The sequence below is a fragment of the Alloalcanivorax profundimaris genome (genome assembly GCF_015265435.1).
In the GTDB taxonomy this organism is placed as follows: domain Bacteria; phylum Pseudomonadota; class Gammaproteobacteria; order Pseudomonadales; family Alcanivoracaceae; genus Alloalcanivorax; species Alloalcanivorax profundimaris.
In genome coordinates this window covers 78,664-103,602 of the sequence record NZ_JABJWH010000040.1, presented here as the reverse complement: position 1 = coordinate 103,602, position 24,939 = coordinate 78,664, and the positions used below count along the sequence as shown (strand labels likewise).

General features: G+C 67.2%; 26 protein-coding genes. 8 read left to right on the top strand and 18 right to left on the bottom strand.

What is annotated here, in order from left to right:
• Position 1: 1 nt before the first annotated feature.
• The 5 genes from thrC to xerD all read right to left on the bottom strand — a co-directional run bounded on the left by thrC (position 2) and on the right by xerD (position 5,486).
• On the bottom strand, positions 2-1,096 hold the full coding sequence (gene thrC, locus HMJ39_RS17975) for a threonine synthase (RefSeq protein ID WP_161383661.1): 1,095 nt from the start codon (positions 1,094-1,096) through the stop codon (positions 2-4).
• Between the two features lie 20 nt (positions 1,097-1,116).
• Positions 1,117-2,418 carry a homoserine dehydrogenase gene (locus HMJ39_RS17970; protein WP_194298364.1) on the bottom strand — a complete coding sequence of 434 codons (1,302 nt, stop codon included), beginning with the start codon at positions 2,416-2,418 and terminating at the stop codon, positions 1,117-1,119.
• Positions 2,419-2,433: 15 nt separating this feature from the next.
• Positions 2,434-3,624 carry an alanine transaminase gene (gene alaC, locus HMJ39_RS17965; RefSeq protein WP_161383663.1) on the bottom strand — a complete coding sequence of 397 codons (1,191 nt, stop codon included), beginning with the start codon at positions 3,622-3,624 and terminating at the stop codon, positions 2,434-2,436.
• Between the two features lie 129 nt (positions 3,625-3,753).
• A complete protein-coding gene (locus HMJ39_RS17960) occupies positions 3,754-4,491 on the bottom strand; it encodes a DsbC family protein (RefSeq protein ID WP_194298363.1) in 738 nt (245 codons plus the stop codon).
• Between the two features lie 68 nt (positions 4,492-4,559).
• Positions 4,560-5,486, bottom strand: coding sequence for a site-specific tyrosine recombinase XerD (gene xerD / locus HMJ39_RS17955; RefSeq protein ID WP_194298362.1), 927 nt, complete (start codon positions 5,484-5,486; stop codon positions 4,560-4,562).
• 129 nt (positions 5,487-5,615) lie between these two features.
• On the opposite strand from xerD, the gene HMJ39_RS17950 reads away from it, so the two are divergent.
• A complete protein-coding gene (locus tag HMJ39_RS17950; RefSeq protein ID WP_161383666.1) occupies positions 5,616-5,867 on the top strand; it encodes a GlsB/YeaQ/YmgE family stress response membrane protein in 252 nt (83 codons plus the stop codon).
• A 186-nt stretch (positions 5,868-6,053) separates the two neighbouring features.
• On the opposite strand, the gene rplS is transcribed toward HMJ39_RS17950, so the two are convergent.
• From rplS to ffh, 5 genes are all read right to left on the bottom strand, one after another.
• On the bottom strand, positions 6,054-6,410 hold the full coding sequence (rplS, locus tag HMJ39_RS17945) for a 50S ribosomal protein L19 (protein ID WP_161383667.1): 357 nt from the start codon (positions 6,408-6,410) through the stop codon (positions 6,054-6,056).
• A 32-nt stretch (positions 6,411-6,442) separates the two neighbouring features.
• A complete protein-coding gene (trmD, locus tag HMJ39_RS17940) occupies positions 6,443-7,210 on the bottom strand; it encodes a tRNA (guanosine(37)-N1)-methyltransferase TrmD (RefSeq protein WP_161383668.1) in 768 nt (255 codons plus the stop codon).
• A gap of 2 nt (positions 7,211-7,212) precedes the next feature.
• A complete protein-coding gene (gene rimM, locus HMJ39_RS17935) occupies positions 7,213-7,743 on the bottom strand; it encodes a ribosome maturation factor RimM (RefSeq protein ID WP_194298361.1) in 531 nt (176 codons plus the stop codon).
• 2 nt (positions 7,744-7,745) lie between these two features.
• Entirely contained in the window at positions 7,746-8,006 is a 261-nt protein-coding gene (rpsP, locus tag HMJ39_RS17930; protein ID WP_161383670.1) for a 30S ribosomal protein S16, read from the bottom strand.
• A gap of 156 nt (positions 8,007-8,162) precedes the next feature.
• Positions 8,163-9,626, bottom strand: coding sequence for a signal recognition particle protein (gene ffh, locus HMJ39_RS17925; RefSeq protein ID WP_161385085.1), 1,464 nt, complete (start codon positions 9,624-9,626; stop codon positions 8,163-8,165).
• Between the two features lie 163 nt (positions 9,627-9,789).
• Between ffh and HMJ39_RS17920 the strand changes: the two genes are divergently transcribed.
• The 3 genes from HMJ39_RS17920 to HMJ39_RS17910 all read left to right on the top strand — a co-directional run bounded on the left by HMJ39_RS17920 (position 9,790) and on the right by HMJ39_RS17910 (position 12,730).
• Positions 9,790-10,593: a cytochrome C assembly family protein gene (locus tag HMJ39_RS17920; RefSeq protein WP_194298360.1), complete on the top strand. Its 804-nt coding sequence runs from the start codon at positions 9,790-9,792 to the stop codon at positions 10,591-10,593.
• Positions 10,590-11,369, top strand: a complete 780-nt coding sequence (locus HMJ39_RS17915) for a helix-turn-helix transcriptional regulator (RefSeq protein ID WP_194298359.1) — start codon at positions 10,590-10,592, stop codon at positions 11,367-11,369. Before HMJ39_RS17920 ends, HMJ39_RS17915 begins: the two co-directional genes overlap by 4 nt.
• A gap of 80 nt (positions 11,370-11,449) precedes the next feature.
• Positions 11,450-12,730 (top strand): HlyC/CorC family transporter, encoded by a 1,281-nt coding sequence (locus tag HMJ39_RS17910; protein ID WP_194298358.1) that lies wholly within the window; start codon positions 11,450-11,452, stop codon positions 12,728-12,730.
• On the opposite strand, the gene rssA is transcribed toward HMJ39_RS17910, so the two are convergent.
• Genes rssA through HMJ39_RS17890 form a run of 4 tightly spaced genes read right to left on the bottom strand, consistent with a single transcriptional unit; the run spans position 12,727 to position 15,017 of the window.
• Positions 12,727-13,704 (bottom strand): patatin-like phospholipase RssA, encoded by a 978-nt coding sequence (gene rssA, locus HMJ39_RS17905; RefSeq protein ID WP_194298357.1) that lies wholly within the window; start codon positions 13,702-13,704, stop codon positions 12,727-12,729. The two genes, HMJ39_RS17910 and rssA, sit on opposite strands and share 4 nt — an antisense overlap.
• Positions 13,701-13,922: a DUF1289 domain-containing protein gene (locus tag HMJ39_RS17900; protein ID WP_194298356.1), complete on the bottom strand. Its 222-nt coding sequence runs from the start codon at positions 13,920-13,922 to the stop codon at positions 13,701-13,703. Before HMJ39_RS17900 ends, rssA begins: the two co-directional genes overlap by 4 nt.
• On the bottom strand, positions 13,903-14,439 hold the full coding sequence (locus HMJ39_RS17895; protein WP_194298355.1) for a gamma carbonic anhydrase family protein: 537 nt from the start codon (positions 14,437-14,439) through the stop codon (positions 13,903-13,905). Before HMJ39_RS17895 ends, HMJ39_RS17900 begins: the two co-directional genes overlap by 20 nt.
• Positions 14,436-15,017, bottom strand: a complete 582-nt coding sequence (locus HMJ39_RS17890; RefSeq protein ID WP_203384946.1) for a CoA pyrophosphatase — start codon at positions 15,015-15,017, stop codon at positions 14,436-14,438. Before HMJ39_RS17890 ends, HMJ39_RS17895 begins: the two co-directional genes overlap by 4 nt.
• Before the next feature lie 215 nt (positions 15,018-15,232).
• Between HMJ39_RS17890 and HMJ39_RS17885 the strand changes: the two genes are divergently transcribed.
• Positions 15,233-15,799: an NUDIX hydrolase gene (locus HMJ39_RS17885; protein ID WP_194298354.1), complete on the top strand. Its 567-nt coding sequence runs from the start codon at positions 15,233-15,235 to the stop codon at positions 15,797-15,799.
• Between the two features lie 115 nt (positions 15,800-15,914).
• Here HMJ39_RS17885 and HMJ39_RS17880 read toward each other — a convergent pair whose 3' ends face one another.
• Genes HMJ39_RS17880 through purL form a run of 3 tightly spaced genes read right to left on the bottom strand, consistent with a single transcriptional unit; the run spans position 15,915 to position 20,848 of the window.
• Positions 15,915-16,238, bottom strand: a complete 324-nt coding sequence (locus tag HMJ39_RS17880) for a Nif3-like dinuclear metal center hexameric protein (protein ID WP_194298353.1) — start codon at positions 16,236-16,238, stop codon at positions 15,915-15,917.
• Between the two features lie 15 nt (positions 16,239-16,253).
• Positions 16,254-16,961, bottom strand: a complete 708-nt coding sequence (locus HMJ39_RS17875; RefSeq protein WP_194298352.1) for a PaaI family thioesterase — start codon at positions 16,959-16,961, stop codon at positions 16,254-16,256.
• Positions 16,961-20,848, bottom strand: coding sequence for a phosphoribosylformylglycinamidine synthase (gene purL / locus HMJ39_RS17870; RefSeq protein ID WP_194298351.1), 3,888 nt, complete (start codon positions 20,846-20,848; stop codon positions 16,961-16,963). The genes HMJ39_RS17875 and purL overlap by 1 nt, the downstream gene beginning before the upstream one ends.
• Before the next feature lie 261 nt (positions 20,849-21,109).
• Here purL and mltF point away from each other — a divergent pair, with 261 nt between their 5' ends.
• The gene (gene mltF, locus HMJ39_RS17865) at positions 21,110-22,531 is read left to right on the top strand and encodes a membrane-bound lytic murein transglycosylase MltF (RefSeq protein WP_194298350.1); all 1,422 of its coding nucleotides are present in this window, start codon (positions 21,110-21,112) and stop codon (positions 22,529-22,531) included.
• 24 nt (positions 22,532-22,555) lie between these two features.
• Here mltF and tadA read toward each other — a convergent pair whose 3' ends face one another.
• Positions 22,556-23,026 (bottom strand): tRNA adenosine(34) deaminase TadA, encoded by a 471-nt coding sequence (gene tadA / locus HMJ39_RS17860; protein ID WP_161385071.1) that lies wholly within the window; start codon positions 23,024-23,026, stop codon positions 22,556-22,558.
• A 198-nt stretch (positions 23,027-23,224) separates the two neighbouring features.
• Between tadA and purT the strand changes: the two genes are divergently transcribed.
• Positions 23,225-24,406, top strand: coding sequence for a formate-dependent phosphoribosylglycinamide formyltransferase (gene purT, locus HMJ39_RS17855; RefSeq protein ID WP_194298349.1), 1,182 nt, complete (start codon positions 23,225-23,227; stop codon positions 24,404-24,406).
• A 50-nt stretch (positions 24,407-24,456) separates the two neighbouring features.
• Positions 24,457-24,858, top strand: a complete 402-nt coding sequence (locus HMJ39_RS17850) for an NINE protein (RefSeq protein WP_161385069.1) — start codon at positions 24,457-24,459, stop codon at positions 24,856-24,858.
• Positions 24,859-24,939 lie beyond the last annotated feature (81 nt).

The following is a 24,939-nucleotide window of genomic DNA, read 5'->3' as shown; positions in this document are numbered from 1 at the left end:
ATCACATATTATTAACGATGGCGTCGCGCACGGCGTCCAGCTCGGCCTCGATGGTGACCATGCGCGAGCCTTTTTGCAGGTCCTCGCGGCACTGCTCGATGGCGGTGTCCGGGTCCTTGAGACCGTTGCCGGTGAGCGTGCAGACCACGGTGCTGCCCTCGGCGATTTTACCGGCGCGAATATCGCGCATGGCGCCACCGATGGACGCGGCGGAGGCCGGTTCGCAGAACACGCCTTCTTTCTCCGCCAGCATTTTCTGCGCCGCCAGGATCTCCTCGTCGGCCAGTTCATCGAACCAGCCGCCGGATTCCTTCCGCACCGTCCAGGCCTTGTCCCAGGACTGCGGATTGCCGATGCGGATGGCGGTGGCCACGGTTTCCGGATCCCGCACCGGCGCGCCACGCAGGAAGGGGGCGGCGCCGTTGGCCTGGTAACCCACCATCTTGGGGGCGGCGCTGACCACGCCGCTCTTGTGGTACTCGCTGTAGCCCATCCAGTGGGCGCTGATGTTGCCCGCGTTGCCCACCGGCAGGCAGTGGTAATCCGGGGCGCGACCAAGCTCCTCGATGATCTCGAAGGCGGCGGTTTTCTGGCCCTGCAGGCGGTAGGGGTTGACCGAGTTGACCACCGTCACCGGCGACGTCTCGGCCACGTCCTTGACCAGTTGCATGCCCTGGTCGAAGTTGCCGCGGATCTGCATGATCACGGCGCCGTACATCATCGCCTGGGCCAGCTTGCCCATGGCGATCTTGCCCTCCGGAATGATCACGAAGGCGGTGATGCCGGCGCGCGCCGCGTAGGCCGCCGCCGCCGCCGAGGTGTTGCCGGTGGAGGCGCAGATGATGGCGTTGCTGCCCTCTTCCACCGCCTTGGTCACGGCCATGGTCATGCCCCGGTCCTTGAAGGAACCGGTGGGGTTGAGGCCTTCGTACTTGACGTAGATGTCCACGTCCTTGCCGAGCAGGCGCGGGATGTTCTTGAGCCGGATCAGCGGGGTGTTGCCCTCGCCGAGGCTGATGATCGGGGTGTCGTCGTTCACCGGCAGGTGATCCCGGTAGCGGTTGATCAGGCCGGTGTAGCGGTCACGGAATGGCATGTCGTCGTCTCTCTCGCGTCTCAGGCGTCCAGCGTTTCCACGCGGATGCGCATGATGTTCTTGTCCACGGTGTCCAGGGCGGCGATGCGGGCCAGGGCGGCGTTCATGTCCCCTTCCAGCACCCTGTGGGTCATCATCACGATGGGCACCAGGCCCTCCTCGGTTTCCTTCTGCACCATGGCCTCGATGCTGACGCGGTTGTCGCTGAGGATGCGGGTGACATCCGCCAGCACGCCGGGCTTGTCCTGCACGTGCAGGCGCAGGTAGAAGCTGCACGACACGTCGTCGATGGTGAGAATCTGCTCGTCGGACATCTGATCGGCGTGGAAGCCCAGGTAGGGCACCCGCTCCTCGTGGTCCACGGTCAGCGCGCGGCCCATTTCGATGATGTCCGCCACCACCGCCGAGGCGGTGGGTTCGGCGCCGGCGCCGGCGCCGTAATACATGGTCGGCCCGACGGCGTCGCCGTCGATCATGATCGCGTTCATCACGCCGTTCACCGCCGACAGCATGGTCTCGATGGGAATCAGCGTCGGGTGCACGCGCAGCTCGATGCCGTGGCCGGTGTCCTTGGCGATGCCCAGGTGCTTGATGCGGTAGCCGAACCGGGCGGCGCTTTTCACGTCCTCGATGGTGATGCGGCCGATGCCCTCCATGTACACCTTGGAGAACTGCAGCGGAATCCCGAACGCGATGGAGGCGATGATGGTGAGCTTGTGGGCCGCGTCCACGCCTTCCACGTCGAAGGTGGGGTCGGCTTCGGCGTAGCCCAGCTCCTGGGCTTCCTTGAGCACCTCGGCGAAGGGCCGGTTGCCCTGCTCCATCTCGGTGAGAATGTAGTTGCCGGTGCCGTTGATGATGCCCGCCACCCAGTTGATGTGGTTGGCGGCGAGGCCCTCGCCCAGGGATTTCAGAATCGGAATGCCGCCGGCCACCGCCGCTTCGAAGGCCACGTCCACGCCGTTGTCGTGGGCGGCCTGGAAGATCTCGTTGCCGTGCTCCGCGATCAGCGCCTTGTTGGCGGTGACGATGTGCTTGCCGTTCTTGATGGCGGTGAGCACCAGCTCGCGGGCGGTGTCGATGCCACCGATCAGCTCCACCAGGATGTCCACCGCCGGGTCCGTGGCGACGGCGAAAATATCCCGGGACACACGGATGCCACTGATGTCGCACTCCGGATTATCGCGGCGCGCGCCGATGTGGGCGATCTCGATGGGGCGCCCCACCCGCCGCGCGATTTCCTGGGCATTGCGTTGCAGAACGTTGACCGTGCCCGAGCCCACCGTGCCCAGACCCGCGATGCCGACCTTTACCGGATTCACGTGCTTTCCTCTCGATCAGTCCAGCAGGCCGTCGGCGCGGAACATCTTCTTGATGCCGCGCAGCGCCTGCCGGGTGCGTTGTTCATTCTCAATCAGGGCGAAGCGCACATGGTCGTCGCCGTAGTCGCCGAAGCCGATGCCTGGCGACACCGCCACGCCCGCCTCGCGCAGCAGTTTCTTGGAGAATTCCAGGGAGCCCAGCTCCCGATAGGGCTCCGGCAGCGGCGCCCAGACAAACATGGTGGCGCGGGGTTTTTCCACCGTCCAGCCCAGGTCGTCGAGGCCGTCGCAGAGCACGTCCCGGCGCCGCTGGTAAAGATCGCGGATTTCCTCGACGCAGCTCTGGTCGCCCTCCAGGGCGGCGATGGCCGCCACCTGGATCGGCGTGAAAGTGCCGTAGTCCAGGTAGGACTTGATGCGCGCCAGGGCGTGGATCAGCTCCTTGTTGCCACAGCAGAAGCCCACCCGCCAGCCGGGCATATTGTAACTCTTGGACAGGGAGAAGAATTCCACCGCCACGTCCCGGGCGCCCTCCACCTGCAGAATCGACGGCGCCTTGTAGCCGTCGAACACGATGTCCGCGTAGGCGATGTCGTGCACCACCCAGATACCGTATTCCCGGGCGATGGCCACCACCTTCTCGAAAAACGCCAGATCGACGCACTGGGCGGTGGGGTTGCCGGGGAAATTCAGCACCAGCAGCTTGGGCTTGGGCCAGGCTTCCTTGATGGCGCGCACCAGTTCCTCGAAGAAATCCACCCCCGGCACCAACGGCACGTGACGGATGTCCGCGTTGGCGATCACGAAGCCATAGGGGTGGATCGGATAGCTGGGGTTGGGCACCAGCACGGTGTCGCCGGGCCCCATGGTGGCCAGGGCCAGGTGCGCCAGGCCCTCCTTGGAGCCGATGGTGACGATGGCCTCGGATTCCGGGTCCAGCTCCACCTCATAACGGCGCCGGTACCAGTCGCTGATCGCCTTGCGCAGGCGCGGGATGCCCCGGGACTGGGAGTAGCGGTGGGTGTCGCCGCGCTGGGCCGCCTCGGTAAGCTTGTCGACGATGTGCTTCGGGGTCGGCTGATCCGGGTTGCCCATGCCGAAATCGATGATGTCCTCGCCGCGCGCGCGCGCCGCCATCTTCAACTCGCCGACGATGTTGAAGACATAGGGTGGCAGGCGCTTGATGCGCTGAAAATCGGCGTCCACGGCATCACCTTGGGTGGGTCACTGGGAAGCCGGACACATTAACGGCGAAGCCCGGTTCCGTCAATGTAAAAGGCCGCGCCGGCGCGGCGCAAAACGCCGCGTGGCGGGGCCTCGGGAGGCGCCGGGCGATTACAGGCCGAGGCGCTGGTTAAGCTGTTCCGGGGTCACGTAGCCGCCCAGTTGAGCGCCCTCGGCGGTGTAGATGGCGGGGGTGCCGCGCACGCCGAAATCGAGCCCCATCTGGTATTCCCGGTCGACCGCGTCGGCGCAGTCCGCCAGTTCCGCGTCGGACACCTTGTCGTTGAGCTTGGCGGCGGTGAGGGCCTGGCGGGGGTCGGCGTCGCACCAGATGTGGCGCATGTCCTTGGCCGCCTGGGAAGTGGGGCCGCCGCGCGGGAAGGCCAGGTAATGCACGGTGATGCCGGCCTGGGTGTAATCCTCGATATGGCGGTGCAACTTGCGGCAGTAGCCGCAGGTGATGTCGGTGAAGGCGTAGATCTCGGCTTTCTCGTCACCCTCGGCGGCGTAGGTGATCATGGCGTCCTTGTCCATCTCGGCGAGCCCTTCGCGGCGCACCTTCTGGTAGCGCTCCTCCTTCAGGTTGACCACGTCGCCATCGCGCATCTGGATCACGTCGCCGGTGAAGATCAGCTGGCCATCCTTGGAGGCGTACACGATCTCGCGGCCGTTCAGCTCCACCTCCACCAGATTGTCCGCCGGGGACGGATTGATGGCGGTGACCCTGGCGCGGGGAAAGGCTTCCTGGAATTCGGCGCGGAACGCTTTCTCGTCCATTTCCCCCTCGGCGTGAACGACGGCCGTGGCGGCCATCAGCAGGCCGAGCGCGGTGGCTGTCAGTGCTTTCATCGTTGTTCTCCGTCCGTGTTGTCCGCCCCCCTGGGGCCGAGAATGAGATACGACCGCGCGTTCCGGAGTCAGGTTCCCGAGCGCGGATGGTGCCGTTCGTAGACTTCGCGCAGGCGGTGCTGGGCCACATGGGTGTAGATCTGGGTGGTGGACAGGTCGCTGTGACCAAGCAGCAGCTGCACCACGCGCAGGTCGGCGCCATGGTTGAGCAGGTGCGTGGCGAAGGCGTGCCTCAGTGTATGAGGCGACAGGGACTTTTGCACCCCGGCGCGGACCGCCAGTTGCTTGATGCGGTGCCAGAAGGTCTGGCGCGTCATGCGCGTGCCGCGACGGCTGGGGAACAGCACCTCCCGGTCGGCGCCGAGCAGGGCCGGACGGCCGTCGCGCAGATAGCGTTCCAGCCAGTACAGAGCTTCCTCGCCCAGGGGCACCAGACGCTCCTTGTCGCCCTTGCCCACCACGCGCACCAGGCCCTGGCGGGGGTTCACCTGGCTCAGGGTCAGGCCCACCAGTTCCGACACCCGCAACCCACAGGCGTACAGCACCTCCAGCATGGCGCGGTCGCGCAGGCCCAGGGCATCGTCCAGGTCCGGGGCCGCCAGCAACGCTTCCACGTCCGCTTCGGAGAGGGTCTTGGGCAGCGGGCGGCCGGTGCGCGGCCGGTCCACGTTGAGCGTGGGGTCCTCCTGGAGCCGCCCTTCCCGCTTCATCCAGCGGAAGAAACTCTTCATGGCGGACAGCTGGCGCGCCACGGAGCGGGCGCTGACGCCCACCCGGTCGGCCAGGTACTCCAGCACGTCGAGCCGCTGGCAGCGGGCCAGGCCGCCGCCCCGGGCGGCCAGCCACTGACCGAACTGGCGCAGATCACGGCCGTAGCTTTCCAGGGTGTGGCGGCTCAGGCCCCGCTCCAGCCACTGGGCGTCCAGCCAGGCGTCGATCAGCGTCTGGTCGGCGTCGGGCAGTGGCGGAAGCGGAGTGGCGGGCGCGGCGTTCATGGCCGGGAGTATTGGCGAAGGCCCGGTAAAACTCAAACGGTCCCGTTTTTACCATTTATTACCCGGCGCGGTGGCGGCCTCTTGGCATACTGGCGGGGCGAGCAATGTACCGGTGCAGGAGAGGACCTTATGGGTATTTTGTCGTGGATCGTTCTGGGCCTGCTGGCGGGCATCATCGCCAAGTGGATCATGCCCGGGCGGGAAGGCGGCGGCTTCATCGTCACCACCATCCTGGGCATTATCGGCGCCATCGTCGGCGGCTGGCTGGGTGCCATGGCCGGCATCGGCGGGCCGGTGAGTTCGTTCAGCCTGGGCGGGCTGTTCACCGCCATCGTCGGCGCCCTGGTGGTGCTGGTGGTGTTCCGGGCGGTGGCCCGCTAGCCGCCTTCGGTGGCCGCGCGGGCCGATCCGGCAACGAAAAAAGGCCGCCCCGAGGGGCGGCCTTTTCCTTGCCCGGCCCATGAAGGGCCCGGCGGGCGCGGTCCGGTCCAGAGGTCGCTTCCGATTGCCCTACAGCAAAGGCTGAAGCGACGTGGCTCGCGGGCCGGCCCGGCGGCGCGCGCCGTCCTAGCGGATTTTTTCCTTGATGCGCGCGGACTTGCCGGAGCGCTCGCGCAGGAAGTACAGCTTGGCGCGACGCACGTCACCGCGACGATTGACCTGGATCGAATCGATCAGCGGGCTGTGCAGCTGGAACACCCGCTCCACACCCACGCCGTGGGATACCTTGCGCACGGTGAAGGCGGAGTTCAGGCCGCGGTTGCGGCGGGCGATGACCACGCCCTGGAACGCCTGCAGACGCTCCCGGTTGCCTTCCTTTACTTTCACTTGCACGGTGACGGTGTCACCGGCGCCGAACTCGGGCACATCGGTCTTCAGCTGTGCCTGTTCGATTTCCTGAATCAGGGGTTTCTTGCCGCTCATGGCGCGCTCCTCGGTTATTGGTCGCTGTATCGCTACTCGCCGCCGTCCGCCTGGTGTTCACGGATGTAGTCGTCGAGCAACTCGCTCTCTTCCTTGCTCAAACCGCGCGCGCGGCGCGCCTCGAGCAAGTCGGGACGCCACCGCCAGGTGCGTCCCAGTGCCTGTTTGAGCCGCCAGCGGCGGATCCGTTCATGATCCCCGCTGAGCAGCACCTCGGGCACGGCGCGGTCCCGGTACGTTTCGGGCCGCGTGTAATGCGGGCAGTCCAGCAGGTTCTCCATGTCGCCGGAGAACGAGTCCTGGGCCGCCGAATCCTGATGCCCGAGCACCCCGGGCAACAGACGCGTGACCGCGTCGATCAGCACCAGCGCCGGCAGTTCGCCGCCGCTGAGCACGTAATCACCGATCGACACCTGTTCATCCACCTCGGTCTCGATCAGCCTCTCGTCCACCCCTTCGTAGCGGCCGGCCAGCAGGATCAACCCGGGCTCGGCGGCCAGTTCCGCCGCTTTCGCCTGGGTCAGCGGCCGTCCCTGGGGGGACAGATAAAGCGTTTTCGCCGGACCGGCGCGGCGCCGGGCCTCGGCCAGCGCCTTTTCCAGCGGCGCCACCTTCATCACCATGCCGGGGCCGCCGCCAAAGGGGCGGTCGTCCACGGTGCGGTGCCGGTCCTCGGTGAAGTCCCGGGGGTTCACCGTGTCCAGCGTCAGCAGGCCGTTTTCCACCGCCCGCCGGGTGACGCCGAAGTCGGTGACGGCGCGGGCCATCTCCGGGAACAGGCTGACCAGGGTGATGTGCATGGTCAGAAGTCCGGGTCCCAGTCCACCCGCAGCTCGCCGGCCTCCAGGTCCACGGCGCGGACCACCTCGCCGGGGGTCCAGGGCAACAGGCGCTCCTGGCGATCCAGGCTGTCCGCGTCGCCGCGCACCACCAGGACGTCGTTGGCGCCGGTTTCCATCAGGCCGTGCACCCGGCCCAGGTCGCGGCCGTCGTCGAGTTTCACCCGCAGGCCGATCAGGTCCCGCCAGTAATACTCGCCGTCGCCGGCCTCGGGCAGCTGCGAGCGGGGGACGGCGATTTCCCGCCCCACCAGTTCGCGGGCGGCCCGGTCACGGTCATCGTACCCGTCCAGGCCGGCCACCAACCCCTTGCCCTGACGGCGCTTGCCGGTGAGCTTCACCGGTTTCCAGGCGCCGTCCTCGAACAAATGCCAGGGTTGGTACTCGAAGATGTTCTCCATCGGGTCGGTGAAGGAATACACCTTCACCCACCCTTTGACACCGTGAACCGCGACGATGCGGCCCACCACCAACACCTCATCGGGTGTCAGCATGATCAAGCGCTCTGCTGGGCTTCCCGGCGAGCTTCCTTGACCAGCGCCTTGACGCGCTCGGAAGGCTGGGCGCCCTTGGCCACCCAGGCGTCCACGGCGTCCACGTCCAGCTTCAGACGGATCTCACCACCACGGGCGATGGGGTTGAAGAAACCCAGGTTATCGATGAAACGGCCATCGCGGGCGTCGCGGCTGTTGGCGGCCACGATGCGATAGAAGGGGCGTTTTTTGGAGCCACCACGGGCAAGACGAAGAACTACCATAGTTGCAATACCTTGTTTTCAATCCGGTTTCCCGGCCCGCGGGCAGTGCCGCGGACCATCGTATCCGCTTGAAACCCCGCCGGCGCCAGGGCCGGACGGGTCGCGAAGGGGGCGGATTATACGGCCATCCGCCCGGGAGATAAAGCCCGGCGGGGCCTAGCGGCCTCCACCCATGGGCGGCAGGCCGCCGCCACCGCCGCCCATCGGCGGCATACCGCCGCCCGGGGGCATGCCGCCACCGCCCATGCCGCCGCCGGGGCCGCCGGAGCCACCGCCGCCCATCATACCTTCCATGCCGCGCATCATGTTCTTCATGCCACCCTTGGTACGCATCTTCTTCATCATCTTGGACATCATCTTCTGCTGCTTCATGAGCCGGTTGAGATCCTGGATCTCCAGGCCGGCCCCGGCGGCGATGCGCTTCTTGCGCGAGCCCTTGATGACGTCCGGATTGCGGCGCTCCTTGGGGGTCATGGAGTCGATCAGGGCCTCCATGTGCTTCATCTGTTTCATCGCCGCCGGGTCCTGGGCGGCCTCCATCATGCCGCCCATGCCCGGCAGTTTGTCGAGCAGGCTGCCCAGGCCGCCCATGTTGCGCATCTGCTGGAACTGGTCCTTCAGATCCTCGAAGTCCATGGCCTTGCCTTTCTTGAACTTCTTGGCGATCTTGTCGGCTTTCTTCTTGTCCAGGGTGCGCTCGGCCTGCTCCACCAGGGACAGCACGTCGCCCATGCCGAGGATGCGGCTGGCGATCCGGTCCGGGTAGAACGGTTCCAGGGCGTCGGTCTTCTCGCCCATGCCGATGAACTTGATCGGCTTGCCGGTGAGGTGGCGCACGGACAGCGCCGCGCCGCCCCGGGAGTCACCGTCGGCCTTGGTGAGGATCACGCCGGTGAGCGGCAGGGCGTCATTGAAGGCGCGGGCGGTGTTGGCGGCGTCCTGGCCGGTCATGGCGTCCACCACGAACAGCGTCTCGGTGGGCGTGATGGCGCTGTTGAGGCGCTTGATCTCGGACATCATGTCCTCGTCCACGTGCAGCCGGCCGGCGGTGTCCACGATCAGCACGTCCATGTACTTGTTGCGGGCCGCCTGCAGGGCGCCGTTGGCGATGTCCACCGGGTCCTGGTCGCCGCTGGAGGGGAAGAACTCCGCCTTCACCTCGCCGGCCAGGGTCTCCAGCTGGTCGATGGCCGCCGGCCGGTAGACGTCCGCGGACACCACCATCACCTTCTTCTTCTCGCGCTCCTGCAGGTAGCGGGCGAGCTTGGCCACGGAGGTGGTCTTGCCGGCGCCCTGCAGGCCCGCCATCAGGATGATGGCCGGCGGCTTCACCGACAGGTCCAGGGCGTCGTTGGCGTCGCCCATGGTGTGCACCAGCTCGTCGTTGACGATCTTGACGAACGCCTGACCCGGATTGAGGCTCTTGAGCACTTCCTGGCCCAGCGCCTTTTCCTTCACCTGCTCGACGAACTCCTTGACCACCGGCAGGGCCACGTCGGCCTCCAGCAGCGCCTTGCGCACCTCGCGCAGGGTGTCGCGGATGTTGTCCTCGGTGAGCTGCCCCTGACCGGCCAGGCTCTTGAGCGACTGACCCAGACGGTCCGTGAGATTCTCGAACATGATCATCAACCTCCAGATTGCGGGCGCCCGGCCCGAAATCCGGGGCCTGAGCGACAGGGGGCCGATTATAGGGCACCGGGGGGCGCTCCGTCATGGCGGGACGCTTCAAAACCACCCCCACCTATGCCAGACTTCGGCGGCTTTTCCGGAGAAATCTCGACTTATGAGCCCTGCCGAGGTCCTTGGCCTGACCGCCACTTTTTTCTACGCCCTGGCGTCGCTGCTGCTATTCCGGCAATTCCGGAGCCAGCCCACGCCATCCACCGCCGTGTTGCTGGCCCCGGCCGCGGTGGCGACGGCGGTGCACGCGGTGTCGCTGTATTTCCTCATGGTCACCGACCAGGGGCTGCTGCTGGGCGTGCTGCCGGTGGCATCGTGCATGGCGGCGGTGGGCGCCGCGCTGGTAATCGCCTGTAGCCTGTACCGGCCCTTCCAGTGGATCGGCGCCCTGGTGTTTCCGTTCGCCGCGCTGATCATTCCCGCCAGCCTGTGGATCGACACCGGCTACCGGGTGCACCCCCTGGAGCACGGCATCGGCCTGCACGTACTGCTGTCGATCCTGGCCTACTCGGTGCTGGTGATCTCCGCCTGCCAGGCGATCATGCTCCTGATTCAGCACCGCCAGCTCAAGGACGGTCACATCCGTGGGGTGATGCGGGTGTTCCCGCCGATCCAGGTGATGGAATCGATGCTGTTCGACACCATCTGGCTGGGCGAGGGCCTGCTCACCGTGGCGATCCTGTTCGGCTTCCTGTACGTGGACGACCTGTTCGCCCAGCACCTGGTGCACAAGACCGTGCTCACCCTGGTGTCGTGGGTGATCTTCGCCGTGCTGCTGGGCGGCCGCCACCTGCGCGGCTGGCGCGGCCTCACCGCGATCCGCTTCACCCTGGCCGGTTTCGCCGTGCTGCTGGTGGCCTTCTTCGGTTCGCAGCTGGTGCTGGAAGTGGTGCTCGATCGGATATGAGTGTCAGCGAGGCGCGACAGGCGGCGATCCATGCCCTCTGGGACGAACTGGCCGAATTGCCCGCCTCGCAACCGGACACCGCCCTGGACTGTTTGCTCAACCGCATCGCCGACCTGATCGACTCCGATCACGGCTACTGGCTCTGCTCGATCCGCCTCAGCGATGACGCCAACGACCCCCTGCTCGGCTGGCGTGCCCGCTCGATCCGCTTCTTCGGCGAGCTGCCGGCGGATCAGCAGGTCTACGTGGCCACCGTGAAGCGGCTGGACAAAGGTATCCCCGACGAGTCCACCCGCAACCATGTGCATGAGGCCGGCCGGTTCCGCGCCACCCTGCTGGTGGATCACATCTCCGAGGCGTTCTACCAGGGCGAGCACTACATCCACCATTATCTGGGCCGCGGCATCACCGACCGGCTGTTCGTGGTGATGCCAGTGAACCAGGACCTGGAAAGCTACTTCGTATTCGACCGTTTGCGCGGCCAGGCGGACTTCACCCCGGAAGAGCTGGAGGTGGCCCGCTATGCCCTGCGCAGCCTGAGCTGGCTGAACCGCCAGATCCACCTCAGCCACGGCCAGTTCATGGCCGAGGCGCCGCTCACCCCCACCGAGCGCCAGGTGCTCAAGCACCTGCTCGCCGGCAGCGCCGAGAAGTGCATCGCCGACACTCTCGGCCAGAGCCCCCACACCACCCACGAGTACGTGAAAACCCTGTTCCGCAAATTCAACGTGCGCAGCCGCGCCCAGCTCACCGCGCTCTGGTTGGGCCACGACTGAGCGGCTGGCCGCCTTTCGCTTGACAGCCCCCGGCCACCCCCAAACAATGGCCTGCCAATAAGCAACCGAACGACTTCCTCTTGGACAGTTTCTCCGACGGGTGGCTGATCACCGCCCTGATCATCCTGATTTTCGGCTCCGCGTTCTTTTCCAGCAGTGAAACCGGCATGGTGGCGATCAACCGCTACCGGCTGCGTCATCTGGCCCGCCAGGGCCACCGGGCCGCCACGCGGGTGGAGGAACTGCTGCGCCGCACGGACCGCCTGTTGTCGGTGATCCTGATCGGCAACAATTTCGTCAACAACTTCGCGGCCACCGTGGCCGCCATCCTGGCGATCCGCTGGCTGGGCGATTCCGGGGCGGCGGTGGCGCCGGTGGTGATCACCCTGGTGATGCTGGTGTTCGCCGAGATCACGCCCAAGACCTACGCCGCCCTCAAGCCGGAGCGCATCGCCTTCCCCGCCAGTTTCGTACTCAAGCCGCTGCAGGTGCTGCTGGCGCCGCTGGTGTGGCTGGTCAACGGCGTGAGCATGTTCTTCCTGCGCCTGGCCGGCGCGCCCCTGGGGCAAAGCGAGGACGATCACCTGAGCCCGGAGGAGCTGCGCACCGTGGTCAACGAGGCCGGCGGCCTGATCCCGGAAAAACACCAGAAGATGCTGCTCAACATCCTCGACCTGGAGAGCGTCACCGTCGAGGACATCATGATTCCGCGCAACGAGATGGTGGGGGTGGATCTCGAGGACGACATGGACGAAATCCTCAACACCCTGCGCGCCAGCCAGCACACCCGCCTGCCGGTGTACCGGGGCGACCCGAACAACATGCTCGGCACCCTGCACCTGCGCAAGCTGAGCCGCCTGCTGCTCAAGGAGGACATCAACAAGGCGGAGTTGATGCAGTACACCGTGGAGCCCTACTTCGTGCCCGAGGGCACCTCCCTGAACCGCCAGCTGATCAACTTCCAGAACGCCAAGCGGCGCATCGGCATCGTGGTGGACGAATACGGCGACGTGCTGGGTCTGGTGACCCTGGAGGACATTCTCGAGGAGATCGTCGGCGAGTTCACCACCGACCTGGCGGCCACCAGCCAGGACATCCATCCCCAGGAGGACGGCAGCTACGTGATCGACGGCGCCACCCACCTGCGCGAGATCAACCGCTCCCTGGACTGGGCGCTGCCCACCGGTGGCCCGCGTACCCTGAACGGGCTGATCCTGGAGCACCTGGAGGACATTCCCGACGCCAACACCTCGATCCGCATCGACGACTATCTGATCGAGATCCTGCAGGTGAAGGACAACATGGTGAAGGCGGCGCGCATGCGGCGCGCCTCCGATCAGGCCAAAGCCGACGGCCCCTAGACCCGATCGGCGTGGGGCGAGCCCACCCAGGCGCGGATGTCGCCCTCGTGGCGCTCCACCAGGCGGCGGCCCTCGTCGATGGCTTCGCTGGCGCGGTGGAAATCCATCAGGGCGAAATCCTCCAGCAGCGGAATCAGGGTCACTTCCGGCGGGTCGCCGGCCATCCGCGAGCGGGTGATGCGGTCCTGCATGATGTTGACGCTGGAGGCCACCACGTCGAAGAAGCCCGGATCCTCGCCATCGCCGGCGGCGAAGTAGCCCATCATTTTCTGCCAAACGCTGCGGTCTTCCTCGCCGTGGCCGTCGCCGGTGTCCGGCGGCCGCTGACGGCTGAGGTGGGCGCCCACCAGTTGGGCGTTGAGGTTCACGGCAATCACCACGTCGGCGCCGAAGGCGCGGGCGGCGGACACCGGCACCGGGTTCACCAGGCCGCCGTCCAGCATCCAGCGCTGCTGGTACTGGAATGGCGAGAACAGCCCCGGCAGCGCGCAGGAGGCCCGCGCCGCGTCCAGCACCGGCCCCTTGCTGATCCACACTTCCCGGCCGCTTTTCATGTCCGTGGCCACGGTGACGAAACGCTGCGTCAGCTCCTCGATATTGGGGTTGCTGTGCATCTCCTCGAAGAAGCCGAACAGCTTCTCGCCCTTGACCACGCCGCCGGAAAAGGTGAAATCCATGAGGCTGAACACGTCCCGGGTGGTGAGCGTCTTCACCCAGTCGCCGAATTCCGCCAGGGCGCCGCTGACGTAGGCGCCGCCCACTAGAGCGCCGATGGAGGTACCGGCCACCACGTCGATCTCCACGCCCAGTTCCTCCAGGGCCTGGATGATACCGATGTGCGCCCACCCCCGCGCCGAACCACTGCCCAGGGCCAGGCCCACCCGCGGGCGGCGCGGCGGCGGCGCGGTGCCCTGGTCGCCGCCGTTGCCCGCCGGCTTCTTGTCGCCCTTGAGTTTCGGTTTCGGCAGGTTCATGTCAGCTCCGCCACGGCCACCGCGCAGGGGGCCGGGTCACCGTCCATGCGGCGCTGGCAGCGGGCCAGCACCTCCCGTTGCCAGGCCGGCGTCAGCCGGCCCCAGTAGCTGATCTCGCGGCCGGTGCGGAAGCAGCCCACGCAGACGTCGTCGCCGTCCAGAGCGCAGATCGACACACAGGGCGAGGCCACCGCCGGCTCAGTCCTGGAAGCGCTCATCGATTTCCAGATGCTCCTCGAAATGGCGGGCGTGGGCGGCGTAGTGCTGGCTGCTCATGGTCAGCATCGCCTTGTGGCCGTCGGAGATCTCCTTGACCACTTTGGCCGGCGCGCCCATCACCAGGGAATTGTCGGGAATTTCCATGCCCTCGGGCACCAGGGCATGGGCACCGATGATGCAGTTATTGCCGATTCTGGCCTTGTTGAGCACCACCGCGTTGATGCCGATCAGGCTGTTATCACCGATGGTGCAACCGTGCAGCATCACCTTGTGGCCCACGGTGACGCCCTTGCCGATCTTCATCGGCACGCCCGGGTCCACGTGCAGCACGGAGTTTTCCTGAACATTGGAGTTGTCGCCGATCTCGATCAGGTCGTTGTCGCCACGGATCACCGCGCCGAACCACACGCTGACGTTCTCCCCCAGGGTCACCGAGCCGATCACGGTGGCGTTGGGGGCGATCCACTGACCCTCGCCGCGCAGCTCCACGCGGCGATCTCCCAATTTATAAATCATTCTTCACCTGTCAGGTCGAAACGCACGTCGGCGTCGTACACATGGTTGAGCAGATCCAGGATCATGAAGGCGGTGAGGCCCCAGATGCGCTTGCCCTCGAACTGGTAGCTGGGCATGCGCAGGCGCCGGCCGTAGTATTCCACCGGCGCGGACAGCTCCGGCGGCTGATCCAGGAAAAAATTCAGGGGCACATGGAAGATGGTGTCGATCTCGCCGGGCTCGGGCACCAGCGAAAAGCCGGGGCGCACCAGCCCCACGAAGGGCGTCACCTTGATGCCGAACCGGGACGGAATCGGCGACAGCTGGCCCACCACCTCCACCAGGTGATGCGGCAGCCCCACCTCCTCATGGCTCTCGCGCAGGGCGGTGGCCTTCAGATCCGGATCCTCCGGATCGCGCTTGCCGCCGGGAAACGCCACCTGGCCGGCGTGGGTGGACAGGCCCTGGGCCCGCACCGTGAGGATCAGCTCCGGCTCCGGCTGATCCACGAACGGCATGAGAACGGCGGCCTCCGGCAGTTTCACCGGCAAATCGTTGTAGGGGTAGGCCGCCATCCGCTGCCGTAATTGATCCAACACTGACTGCTCCCGAGGTTACTTCAAACAACAGTTTGACCAGAGGCCGCCCGACGGGCAAGCCGAACCTGGCCTGACGGAAGCGGCCGGGCGGCGTACCGCTTCAGCCGCGATGGGCCGTTGCCCGAGATTGCCGCCGGCCCGTGGAGCCAGTAGTCTGGCCCTTCCCCGCCCGGACCACGCCGACGGGCGGGCCCCCTGAACCGCCGAGAGCCCCTATGAAGTACTGCAGCCATTGCGGCAACGAAGTCCTGTTCTCCGTTCCCGACGGCGACAACCGTCCGCGCTACTGGTGCAACCATTGCGGCGTGATCCACTACCAGAACCCGAAAATCGTGGTTGGTGCGGTGCCGGTCTGGGAAGGCCGCTTTCTGCTCTGCAAACGGGCCATCGAACCGCGCATCGGCTACTGGACCCTGCCCGCCGGCTACATGGAAAACGGCGAGACCCTGCAGGAGGGCGCCGCCCGGGAAACCTGGGAGGAAGCCTGCGCCACCGTGGCCATCGGCGACCTGTACACGGTGTTCAACCTGCCGCACATCAACCAGGTGTACATGTTCTTCCTGGGCGAGATGGTCAACGGCGACTATGGGGTGGGCGACGAGAGCGCCGACGCCGGCCTGTTCAGCGAGGACGAGATCCCCTGGGACCAACTGGCCTTCCCCACCATCGGACGCACCCTGAAGTACTACATCCAGGACCGCGCCAACGGCAACGACTACCCGATCCGCACCCAGGACATCCAGCCGCTGAAGCGCAAACCGTCCCTCGACGACGCTCTTTGATCCCCGAACGCCGGATCGCGACTGAAGTCGCTCCTACCGCGCTTTCGTAGGAGCGACTTCAGTCGCGATACCCCAAACGGAGCCGCCACCGGGCGGCGTACCGCTTCAGTCGCGGTCAGCCGGGCAGGTCCTCGAGGCGCCACAGATCAATGGCGGGTTCCTCGTAGGGATGGGCCAGGCGCAGGGCGCTGAGGGCGGCCTTGAGGTGGTCGTCGGTGCAGATCATCTCGACGCGGAATTCGTCCACGGTCTCGATTTCACCGTGCTCGCCGAGATGGGGGTTGCTGCCTTCCAGGGGCCGGAACTGGCCCTGGCCGCGCACCTGGAAGCTGCAGCAATCGTAGTTGCCGATGCGGCCGGCGCCGGCCTCGAAGACGGCGGTCTTGACCGCCTCGACGTGGTCTTCCGGGACGTAGAAACAGAGCTTGTAGACGGTCATGGCAATGGTCTCCGGTCAGGCCGGCTGGCGGGCCGCGCCCAGGTGGGCGAAGTGGTCACGCAGGCGGTAATCGCCCTGGGCGGAAATCCAGATGCCGGTGGCTTCCACGGTCTGGGTGTCGCCGGCGAACACCTTGGCTTCGACGAACAGCTTACGCCCTTCCAGCCGGTTCAGGCGCGCCTCGAAACGGATTTCCGTGTTCAGCGGCGTGGGCGCCAGGTAGCGGATATTGAGGGTGCCGGTCATGCCCAGGCCGGTGACGAAATCCTGGGTCTTGGCCATCAGCATGTCCAGGGCCAGGGCCAGCACGCCGCCGTGCACCTTGCCCGGCGGGCCCATGAACACCCGGCCGAAGGTGGCGCTGCCGTGCACGGTGTCGCCGTCCAGCCACAGGGTCATGGGCGGCGACAGCGGGCTGGCCGGGCCGGACAGGATCTCGAACTCGGCCATGTCCAGGGCGTCCTGGCGGCTGCCCTGGCCGCTGATCAACCGGCCCAGAATGTCGCGCATGCTGCGGTGGCCGTGACCTTCCAGTTGCTCGCGCAGAGCGCGGGCCTGCTCGGTGTAGGCGGCCAGCGCCGCCTCGTCCGCGTCCAGCCGCACCAGCTGCTCACTGATCGCCAGCAGTTCCCGGGCCAGCGCCCGGCGTTGCTCGGAGACCGGGGTCGGCTCCGGGGACTCGCCGATCGGCAGATCGAAGTAGTTAAACGTCTCGTTGGTCATCAGCCCACCCACTTGCGCGCGTTGGCGAACAGCCGGTACCAGGGGCCGTTCTCGAACCGGTGCCAGTCGTCCGGAATCCAGCTGTTCTGCAGCACGCGGAACACCCGCTCCGGATGCGGCATCATGATGGTCACGCGGCCGTCGCGGGTGGTGAAGCCGGTGGCGCCGCGGGCGGAGCCGTTGGGGTTGGCCGGATACTGTTCCGCCGGGTTGCCCAGGCCGTCCACGAAGCGCATCGCCAGCAGACGGTCCTCCTCGTTGCGGCGCAGGGCCTCATCGCCGATTTCCACCCGGCCCTCGCCGTGGGCCACGGCGATGGGCAGGCGGGTGCCGGCCATGTCCTTGAGCAGAATGGACGGCGAATCCTGCACTTCCACCAGGGAGGTGCGCGCCTCGAACTGCTCGCTCAGGTTGCGCACGAAGCGCGGCCAGTGCTCCGCCCCGGGGATCAGGTCCTTGAGGTTGGAGAGCATCTGGCAGCCGTTGCACACGCCCAGGGCGAAGGTGTCGGCGCGGAAGAAGAAGCGGTTGAAGGCCTCGCGCAGGCGCTCGTTGTAGAGCACCGTCTTGGCCCAGCCCTCGCCGGCGCCGAGCACGTCGCCGTAGGAGAAACCGCCACAGGCCACCAGGCCCTTCATGTCGGCCAGATCCACCCGGCCGGCGAGCAGGTCGCTCATGTGCACGTCCACGGCGCGGAAGCCGGCCCGGTCGAAGGCGGCGGCCATCTCCATGTGGCCGTTGACGCCCTGCTCGCGGAGCACGGCGATGGCCGGGCGGGCGCCCGCGTTGAGATAGGGCGCCGCCACATCCTCGCTCATGTCGAAGGTGAGCCGCACGTTCAGGCCCGGGTCGTTGGAATCGGGCACGGCGTCGAATTCCTGGCGCGCGCAATCCGGATTGTCGCGCAGGGACTGGATGCGGTAGCTGGTTTCCGACCACAGCCGCTGCAGGCCCCAGCGCGGGCGCTCGCGCAGCACCGCGCCGCCCAGGCGGATGCGCATGATGTCGTCGTCGTTGGGCGTGCCCACGTGGTGGACGCAGCCGCCCAGGCCGGCGTCCTGGTAGCGCTGGCGCACCGCCGCCAGGTCTTCCTCGCGCACCTGGATCACGGCGCCGGCTTCCTCGGCGAACAGGGCGGCCACCGCCTCCGGGCCGTCGCCGGCGATGTTGTCGAGCACCATGTCGATGCCCACCCGGCCGGCGAAGGCCATCTCCGCCAGGGTGGTGAACAGACCGCCGTCGGAGCGGTCGTGGTAGGCCAACAGGCGGCCCTCGGCGAGCAGCGCCTGGGTGACCTCGAAGAAGGCCACCAGATCCTTGGGATCATCCAGGTCCGGCGCCTCGGCACCCACCTGACCGTACACCTGGGCCAGGGCGGAGCCGCCCAGGCGGTTCTGGCCCCGGCCGAGATCGATGAGCAGCAGCTCGCTGTCCATGCCGGTGCGAATCTGCGGGGTGGCGGTCAGGCCGATGTCGGTGACGGTGGCGAAACCGGACACGATCAGCGACAGCGGCGCGGTAACGCTCTTCTCCAGGCCGCGCTCCTGCCACAGGGTGCGCATGGACAGGGAGTCCTTGCCCACCGGAATGGCGATGCCCAGTTCCGGACACAGTTCCATGCCCACCGCCTTGACGGTGTCGAACAGGGCCTGATCCTCGCCGGGGTGACCGGCGGCGGCCATCCAGTTGGCGGACAGGCGAATGTTGCCCAGCGAGCCGATGTGCGAGGCGGCCAGGTTGGTGAGGGTCTCGGTAACCGCCATGCGGCCCGCCGCCGGCGCGTTGACCAGCGCCGCCGGGGTGCGCTCGCCCATGGCCATGGCCTCGCCGGTGCGCTGGTTGTAGCCGGTGGCGGTGACCGCGCAATCGGCCACCGGCACCTGCCAGGGGCCGACCATCTGATCGCGGTGCACCAGGCCGGTCACCGAGCGGTCGCCGATGGTGATCAGGAAGTTCTTGGAGGCCACCGTGGGCAGGCGCATGACCCGCTCGATGGCGTCCTTGAGCTCGATGCCGTCGGTGCTGAACGGCTGGCGTTCAAAGTCCTCGCGATCGAAGGACCGCTGCATCTTGGGCGGCTTGCCGAACAGCACGTCCATGGGCAGGTCCACCGGGGCGTCACCGAAGTGCTCGTCGGCCACCCGCAGGTGCTCCTCGGTGGTGGCCTCGCCCAGTACCGCGAACGGTGCGCGCTCCCGCTCGCACAGGGCGCTGAAGCGCTCCAGGTCCTCCGGTAGTACCGCCAGCACGTAGCGTTCCTGGGCTTCGTTGCACCAGATTTCCACCGGGCTCATGCCGGGCTCGGCGCTGGGGATCTTGCGCAGATCCAGCCGCGCGCCCCGGTCATGGTCGTGGACCAGCTCCGGCAGCGCATTGGACAAGCCACCGGCGCCCACGTCGTGCACCGAGACGATGGGGTTGGCGTCGCCCAGGGCCCAGCAGCGGTCGATCACTTCCTGCACCCGGCGCTCGATTTCCGGGTTGTCGCGCTGCACCGAGGCGAAATCCAGGGTCTCGTCGGATTCGCCGCTGGCCATGGAACTGGCGGCGCCGCCGCCCAGGCCGATCAGCATGGCCGGGCCGCCCAGCACGATCACCTTGGCGCCGTCGGGAATCTCGTTCTTGTGCACATGGCCGTCGCGCACGTTGCCGAGGCCGCCGGCGATCATGATCGGCTTGTGGTAGCCGCGCCGTTCCTCGCCGTTGATGCCCGGCGCCTGCACTTCCAGGGTGCGGAAGTAGCCGCACAGGTTGGGCCGGCCGAATTCGTTGTTGAAAGCGGCGCCGCCCAAGGGGCCGTCGATCATGATGTCCAGCGGCGAGGCGATGCGGTCCGGGCGGCCGTAGTCATCTTCCCAGGGCTGCTCGAAGCCGGGGATGCGCAGGTTGGACACCGAGAAGCCGGTGAGGCCGGCCTTGGGCTTGCCGCCCCGGCCGGTGGCGCCCTCGTCGCGGATCTCGCCGCCAGCGCCGGTGGCCGCGCCCGGGTGCGGGGCGATGGCCGTGGGGTGGTTGTGGGTCTCCACCTTCATCAGCATGTGCACCGGCTCGTTGACGTAGCGGTACACCTGCGCGCCGTCGTCGTCGGCGGGGAAGAAACGGTCCGCCACCGGGCCCGCCACCACCGCCGCGTTGTCACTGTAGGCGCTGAGCACGCCGTCCGGGGCCTGCTTGTGGGTGTTGCGAATCATCGCGAACAGGCTCAGTTCCTGAGCCTCGCCGTCGATGGTCCAGTCGGCGTTGAAAATCTTGTGGCGGCAGTGCTCGGAGTTGGCCTGGGCGAACATCATCAACTCGGCGTCCGAAGGGTTGCGGCCCAGGGCGGTGAAGCGCTCCACCAGGTAATCGATCTCGTCGTCCGCCAGGGCCAGGCCCAGGCTGCCGTTGGCTTCCGCCAGCGCCTCGCGGCCGCCGCCGATCACGTCCACGGTGGTGAGCGGGCGCGGCTGGTGATGGGTGAACAGGCGCTCGGCGTCCTCGAGCCGCTCCAGTACCGTTTCCACCATGCGGTCATGGAGGGCGGCGGCCAGCTCGCGGCGCTCCGCCGGGCCGTCCATGCTCAGGCGGTACTCAATGCCGCGCTCCACCCGGGCCACCTTCGCCAGGCCGGCGTTGTGGCAGATGTCGGTGGCCTTGGAGGACCAGGGCGACACCGTGCCCGGGCGCGGCACCACCACGTAGAGATCGCCGTCCACCGGCGTCTCGTCCAGGGTGGGACCGTATTCCAGCAGGCTCTCGAGAACCCGTTGCTCGCGCTCATCGAGCCCGGCCTCCAGTTCCACGAAATGCACGTATCGGGCCGACAGCGCCGCCACGTTGGGCAGGGCTTCCAGCAGTTTTTCCTTACGAAAGGCGGACAGCGCCGGGCTACCTGGGAGGATCAGCATAGGAACGGCTTTTTCCATCGGGTGACTGTACGGGGAGACGGCGGAGCCACGGGCTCCAAGGCCCGCAATGATACGGGATGGACGTCGGAATTCCTATTCGTGGAACCGCCGATGCCGAGCCCGGTCATAGCCTGCGCCAATGGGGCCAATACATATCCGGTTACCGCTTTGTCGGACAAATTTGCTGGATTTTTAAGCAGTTGATCGGCAAAATTGCGCCCGCATTACGTGATCGGGATCACAAACGGAGCCCCCACGGACATGACGACGCTGTTGAAACCAAGCCGAAACGGCCTGGCCAGGCATCTTCTGGCCCCGCTCGCCCTGCTGGCGGTGGTCGGCGCCACCCTGGCCCTGCGCCCCACCCCCACCGCCCTGGAACGCATCCAGGCGCGGGGCGAGCTGGTGGTGGCCACGCGTCCGTCGCTGACCACCGTGTACCGGGATTCCGACGGCCTGACCGGCATGGAATACGAGCTCGCCCAGGGCTTCGCCGACCGGCTCGGCGTGAAGCTGGAGCTGCTCAAGCTGGACAGCAGCGACGCCCTGCGCCAGGCAGTGCGCCGCGGCAAGGCCGATCTGGCCGCCGCCGCCCTGCTGGCCGGCGAGGACGGCCGCCAGGGCCTGCGCTACAGCACCCCCTACCAGAACGTGGACACCCTGGTGATGTACCGCCTGGGCGACGCCCGCCCCACCAGCCTGGCGGACCTGGCCGGCAAGACCCTGGTGGTGCGCGCCGGCAGCCGCCACGCGGAGATGCTCGCCGACGCCCGCGTGGCCAACCCGGGCCTTACTTTCAACGTGGCGGAGAAAGGCTCCGCCGAGCAGGTGCTGACCCTGATCGAACAGGGCGACGCCGACTACGCCCTGATAAACTCCAACGCCTATGTCATGCACCGGGCCCTGTTCCCGGACCTGGCCTCCGGTTTCACCCTGAACCGGGACCAGGGCCTGGCCTGGGCGTTCGACGCCAACGACGACCAGAGCCTCTATCTGGCCGCCCAACGCTACCTCACCCAGGTCAAGGCGGACGGCACCACCCGGCGCCTGGCGGACCGCTTCTACGGCCACCTGGACCAGTTCGACCTGTACGCCGCGCGCAGCTTCATCCGCCACCTGGACGACCGGCTGCCCAACTACACCGCGGACTTCCGCCAGGCCGCCGAAAGCGCCGGCTTCGATTGGCGTCTGCTGGCCGCCATGGCCTACCAGGAATCGCTCTGGGACGCCCAGGCGATCTCCCCCACCGGGGTCGAGGGGCTGATGATGCTGACCAACCGCACCGCCCGGGAAATGGGCATCAGCGACCGCACCGACCCGGCCCAGAGCATCCGCGCCGGCGCCGGCTATCTGCGCCAGCTCCACGACCGCATTCCCGAGCGCATCCAGGAGCCGGACCGCACCTGGATGGCCCTGGCCGCCTACAACATGGGCATGGGCCACCTGGAAGACGCCCGCGTTCTTACCCAGCGCCAGGGCGACGACCCGGACCGCTGGCAGGACGTGAAAACCCGGCTCACCCTGCTCGACGACCCGGGCTACGTGAACCAGCTCCGCTACGGCGCCGCCCCCGGCGGTCAGGCGGCGGTGTACGTGCGCCATATCCGCCACTACTACGATCTGCTGGTGCGCGCCGACAATTCCGAGCGCCACGGCCAGACCCTGCTCGCCACCAGCGAATAATCCCTCCGGACGAAGAGCGCGGCTTCAGCCGCGATCCGTGCCCCGGGCCCGCCGCTGGCGGAAAAAGTCCCGCAACAATCCGGCCGCCCGTTCCGCCTGCACGCCCCCCAGCACTTCCACGCGATGGTTGTAGAAGCTCCGCTCCGGCAGGCCCAGCTGGCTCTCGCAGACCCCGGCCCGGGGCTCCCGGGCGCCGTACACCAGCCGCGCGATACGGGCATGCATCAAGGCCCCGAAACACATGGTGCAGGGCTCGATGGTCACGTACAGGGTGGCCCCGGGCAGGCGGTAATTGCCCTGCCGGGCGGCGGCGTCGCGCAGGGCGTTGACCTCCGCGTGGCCGGTGGGATCCTGGGCGCCGATGGGCCGGTTCCAGCCCTCGCCGAGCACCTCGCCGTCACGCACCACCAGCGCGCCCACCGGCACCTCGTCCTCGGCGCCGGCCCGTTCCGCCAGCGCCAGCGCCCGATCCATCCAGTACTCGTCGTCGCCCATGAATTCGTTTCCTCGTTCAACGAGGGCCATAGTAGGAGCGGCTTCAACCACGATCAAAGCGCTTTCGCGCTTTCGCGGCTAAAGCCGCCGCCAACGGAGGCTCCGCGGCTTGTCGCTTCCGGCCCGCTTTCCGCTACAATCGTGCCTCACCCGCCGCGCGCCCGCGGCGAACCATCGCGACATTGAGGAGCCGCCACCATGACGACTCTGGGCACCCCCTACGCCGCCGGCGCCACCCGCGTATTGCTGCTGGGTTCCGGGGAACTGGGCAAAGAAGTCACCATCGAGCTGACCCGTCTGGGCTGCGAGGTGATCGCCGTGGACCGTTACGACAACGCCCCGGCCATGCAGGTGGCCCACCGCCGCCATGTGATCAACATGCTCGACGCCGAGGCCGTGCGGGCCGTGGCGGAGCAGGAAAAACCCCACTACATCGTGCCCGAGATCGAGGCCATCGCCACCGACGAGCTGATCAAGCTGGAGGAGGAAGGCTTCAACGTGGTGCCCACCGCCCGCGCCGCCCGCCTGACCATGAACCGGGAAGGCATCCGCCGGCTGGCCGCCGAGGAGCTGGGCCTGCCCACCTCCCCCTACCGTTTCGCCGGCGACAAGGACGAATACCTGGCGGCGGTGAAGGAAGTGGGGCTGCCGTGCGTGATCAAACCGGTGATGTCCTCCTCCGGCAAGGGCCAGAGCCTGGTGAAAACCGACGCCGACATCGATGCCGCCTGGGATTACGCCCAGTCCGGCGGCCGCGCCGGCCAGGGCCGGGTGATCGTCGAGGGCTTCGTGGATTTCGAGTACGAAATCACCTTGCTCACCGTGCGCCACGTGGGCGGCACCGCCTTCTGCGCGCCCATCGGCCACCGCCAGGAAGACGGCGACTACCGGGAATCCTGGCAGCCGCAGCCGATGAACGACGCCGCCCTGGTGGAAGCGGAACGCCAGGCCCGCGCCATCACCGACGCCCTGGGCGGGCGCGGCATCTTCGGCGTGGAGCTGTTCGTCAAAGGCGACCAGGTGTGGTTCAGCGAAGTGTCACCGCGCCCCCACGACACCGGCCTGGTGACGCTGATGTCCCAGGACCTGTCCGAGTTCGCCCTGCATGCCCGGGCCATCCTCGGCCTGCCGGTGCCGCTCATCGAGCAACGCGGCCCCAGCGCCTCCTCGGTGCTGCTGGTCAAGGGCGACTCCACCAACATGCGCTACAGCGGCCTGGAGCGGGGCCTGGAGCAACCAGACACCGACCTGCGCCTGTTCGGCAAGCCGGAAGTGAGCGGCAGCCGGCGCCTGGGCGTGGCCCTGGCCCGCGCCGACAGCGTGGAAAAAGCCCGCGCCAAGGCGAACCAGGTCATCGCCGGCATCCAGGTGGACCTGTAAGGTCCACCCTTCCCTTCGGGTCCGTGGTTTAACGCAAGGAGAGGTTATTCATGTATCGGGACACCCACAGCAAGGTCATCGGCTACTGCCTCTGGATCTTCGGCTTCATGGGCGCGCACCGTTTCTATTACGGCCGGCAGATCACCGGCACCATCTGGTTCTTCACCCTGGGGCTGTTCTTCATCGGCTGGATCATCGACCTGTTCCTGATCCCGGGAATGGACCGCGACGCCGACCTGCGCTACCGCTCCGGGACCACCGACTACAACATCGCCTGGATTCTGCTCACCTTCCTGGGCGTGTTCGGCCTGCACCGCTTCTACATGGGCAAGTGGATCACCGGCATTCTCTATCTGTTCACCGCCGGCCTGTTCGGCCTGGGGATCCTCTACGACTTCTGGACCCTGAACGGCCAGGTCAGCGCCAAGAATATGATGCAGGGCTCATTGTAGAACCCACCGCCACGGCCGTGTGATTACACCCACAACATACGGTCGTAGGAGCGGCTTCAGCCGCGATAACCATCCTATGGC